The sequence below is a fragment of the Roseiarcus sp. genome (assembly GCF_052145395.1).
Lineage (GTDB): Bacteria > Pseudomonadota > Alphaproteobacteria > Rhizobiales > Beijerinckiaceae > Roseiarcus.
On record NZ_JBKQOT010000062.1, the window covers coordinates 1 to 2,509 of the forward strand.

The window sequence follows — 2,509 nt, forward strand, 5'->3', positions numbered from 1 at the left end:
GGATTACGAAATGTTTGGGGGAAAGTCGTTAACCATAATCGCGGGCGGTGGACCGGCGAAAAGAAGGCGAAATTCAATATATAGCGATCGAGACCGCAGCATATAACAATATATATGACGACAGCGCTCCGCAGACTGCGGCCGGTCCGCGGGGCGAAAGAAAAAAGAAATCTCTGCGTTGCGAGGCGACGCTTCAGCGAATCAGGCCGAGAATGTCCTTGACGGCGTCCATGTTCGGCCGGGCGATGGCGCGCGCCTTTTCGGCGCCGTCGGCGAGCACCGAATCGACATAAGCCGGATCGGCCGAAAGGCGCAGAATCTCCGCCCGGATCGGGGCGAGCTTCTCGATCGTCACGTCGGCGAGCACCGTCTTGAAGGCCGAGAACGGGCTGCCCCCGAACTCGTGCACGACGTCGGCCTTGGTGCGGTCGGTGAGCGCGGCGAAAATGCCGACGAGATTCTCCGCCTCGGGGCGGCCGGCGAGACCGTCGAGATGGCCCGGCAACGGCTCCGGGTCGGTCTTGGCCTTGCGGATCTTCTGCGCGATCGTGTCCGGATCGTCGGTGAGGGCGATGTAGGAATTCTCCGACGTGTCGGACTTCGACATCTTCTTGGCGCCGTCGCGCAGGCTCATGACACGCGTCGCCGGACCCTGAATCAGCGGCTCGGGCAGCGGGAAGAACGCGTCGCCGTGACCGTGCGCGGCGATCGATTCGGCAAAGTCGTTGTTGAACTTCTGGGCGACATCGCGGGCGAGCTCCAGATGCTGCTTCTGGTCGTCGCCGACCGGAACGTGGGTCGCGCGATAGATCAAAATGTCCGCCGCCATCAGCACCGGATAGTTGAACAGGCCCACCGACGCGTTCTCGCGATCCTTGCCCGCCTTATCCTTGAACTGGGTCATGCGGTTGAGCCAGCCCATGCGGGCGACGCAATCGAGCGCCCAGGCGAGCTCCGCGTGCTCTGCGACCCGGCTCTGGTTGAAGACGACGTTGCGCTTCGGATCGATGCCGCAGGCGAGGAACGCCGCCGTCACCTCGCGGGTCGTGCGGGCGAGCTGGTCCGGCTCGTGCGGGAGCGTCATCGCGTGCAGGTCGACCACGCAATAGAAGCATGGCCGGGTCTCCTGCAGCGCGACGAAGCGCTTGATCGCGCCGAGATAGTTGCCGAGGTGGAGGTTGCCGGTCGGCTGAACGCCAGAGAACACGCGCTCGGGAAAGGTCGCCATCATCTTTCGCTTTTGTCGGATTTGATGAGGGCGCCTTATGGCAACGCCCGTCCGGCCGCGCAAGGGGCTGGACAGCAGAGCCATCGCGTGGAGGGCAACCAAAGGGCGTCGGAAAGGACGCCCGTCTCTCGGCGGGCTATCGGGGGCAGCGGCGCGTCAGGCGAGCCGATCCGCCTCGCCGACCGTCAGATCGACCATGATCTCGCCCGCGAGCCGCTCCAGCGCCTTGCGCAAGTCGTCGAGCGGCAGCGTCTTGGGCGCGCTGAGGCGGGCGTGCGCGCGGAACATCTCGACCCCGGTGAAGGCGGCGCTTTCGAGACCGCTCTCGAATTCCTCGATATTGACCCCGAGGCCGCTCAGCGCCTGAGTCACGTCACGCACGATGCCGGGCCGCTCGTTGCCGAGAATGTCGAGGTTAATCAAGCGCGAGGGTTTGGCCTCTTCCACCGCGCCGCGCTCGATCGTCAGGTGCAGGCCGACCGGCGCAAGGCCGCGCAACGCCGATTGCAGGGCGTGGACGTTCGCGTCGGGCACGTTGACGAGCAAAATGCCGGCGAACTTGCCGGCGAGCCGGGCGGAGCGGCTCTCGAGCCAGGTCCCGCCGAACGCGGCGATCTTTTCGGAGACCGCGTTGACCAGTCCGGGTCTGTCATCGCCGACGAAGGTCAAAACGAGCGGGATCATGAGAGGGCTCCGAGCGGAGAAGCGTCAGGTGCCGTCGCCGGACGGGATTGCGGGCGCGGCCGCGCACAAAGTATTGGCGGCGGCGCGGCTTCGCAACGGAGGAGTCCGACACGGAGGAGTCCGACTCCGCGGTCCGCAACGTCCCCTCCACGTCGACTCCGGCCGTCGGCTGTGCGCAAGAAGCGGCTGTTGGCCGATGGCGTGGCGAACGGGTGAAATGGAGTCCTTTGCAGTCATCGCTATTTTGGCTGGATGGCTGTGGGGGGGAGCCGCAGTTTCATCCGCGCCACCGCCTATTTCCGCCTGTAATTGATCTGCATCAGCGTCGCGGCCCGTGCGCCGCCATACGGTTGCACTTCGAAAGGGAACAGGAAGGCCATCGTTAAGCGACTGAGACGACAGAGGGACGTCGGCAAGTCAACCCACTTCGAGATCACGGTCGCTTTTTCGAGGGCGATAGGGTCGCGCGTCGATCGTCGATCATGCTTCAAAGCCAGACCAAACGCGCCATGAGCTAATCAAATGACCGGTGCCACGAACCTTTCCTCGGATCCGACCCGGCGGCTGATTACCGTTCTGTTCGCCGACATGGTTGGG

General features: G+C 64.4%; 2 protein-coding genes. Both read right to left on the reverse strand.

Annotation, left to right across the window (positions count from 1 at the left end):
* Positions 1-193: 193 nt before the first annotated feature.
* Complete coding sequence (gene trpS, locus ACLP25_RS02035; RefSeq protein ID WP_442467573.1) at positions 194-1,228, reverse strand: tryptophan--tRNA ligase; 1,035 nt, start codon at positions 1,226-1,228, stop codon at positions 194-196.
* A gap of 156 nt (positions 1,229-1,384) precedes the next feature.
* A complete protein-coding gene (locus ACLP25_RS02040; protein ID WP_442467574.1) occupies positions 1,385-1,912 on the reverse strand; it encodes a glycine cleavage system protein R in 528 nt (175 codons plus the stop codon).
* Between the last annotated feature and the right edge of the window lie 597 nt (positions 1,913-2,509).

What these genes read in the sequence shown, in the direction of transcription:
- ACLP25_RS02040 (WP_442467574.1), bottom strand. Translation starts at nt 1,912, where the DNA reads ATGATCCCGCTCGTTTTGACCTTCGTCGGCGATGACAGACCCGGACTG.
- trpS (WP_442467573.1), bottom strand. Translation starts at nt 1,228, where the DNA reads ATGGCGACCTTTCCCGAGCGCGTGTTCTCTGGCGTTCAGCCGACCGGC.